At 47.6% G+C, this 756-nt stretch carries 1 protein-coding gene; it reads left to right on the top strand.

Annotated features, from left to right (window positions below; all coding sequences use genetic code 11):
* Positions 1-756: 2-oxo acid dehydrogenase subunit E2 (locus tag R8O10_RS24865; RefSeq protein WP_318191909.1), on the top strand; the 756-nt coding region annotated here is incomplete at both ends.

Genomic DNA, 756 nt, shown 5'->3' with positions numbered 1-756 from the left:
TGGCACAAACAACCAGGCGACACCGTAGAGCGTGATGAAGTTCTGGTTGATATTGAAACTGACAAAGTTGTACTAGAAGTGCCAGCTCCAGAAGCCGGCGTTTTAGAAGCCATTCTTGAAGTAGAAGGTGCAACAGTACTTTCAAAGCAACTTCTTGCTAAATTGAAAGCCGGCGCTGTTGCGGGCGAGCCAACCGCAGACAAAACAGAAGCAACAGAAGCTTCTCCAGATAAGCGTCACAAAGCGACACTGACTGAAGAAAGCAATGATGCACTTAGCCCTGCCGTTCGTCGTCTACTTGCGGAACATGGTCTAGAAGCACACCAAGTTAAAGGTACTGGTGTTGGCGGTCGTATTACTCGTGAAGATATCGAAGCGCATCTAGCAAACGCTAAAGCGGCTCCAAAAGCTGATGCTCCAGCAGTTGAAGCACCAGCAACCGCTCGTAGTGAGAAGCGTGTGCCAATGACTCGCCTACGTAAGACGGTTGCAAACCGCCTGTTGGAAGCGAAAAACAGCACCGCAATGTTAACGACGTTTAACGAAGTGAACATGAAGCCAATCATGGATCTTCGTAAGCAATACAAAGACCAGTTCGAAGAGCGTCACGGTATTCGTCTTGGCTTCATGTCTTTCTATGTGAAAGCAGTGACAGAAGCACTAAAACGTTACCCAGAAGTAAATGCATCAATCGATGGTGATGACATCGTTTACCACAACTACTTTGACATTAGCATGGCGGTATCAACGCCACGC

This window comes from Vibrio sp. 1727 (genome assembly GCF_033344415.1).
GTDB classification, from domain to species: Bacteria; Pseudomonadota; Gammaproteobacteria; order Enterobacterales; family Vibrionaceae; genus Vibrio; species Vibrio alginolyticus.
This window is presented reverse-complemented; position numbering and strand designations above follow the sequence as displayed.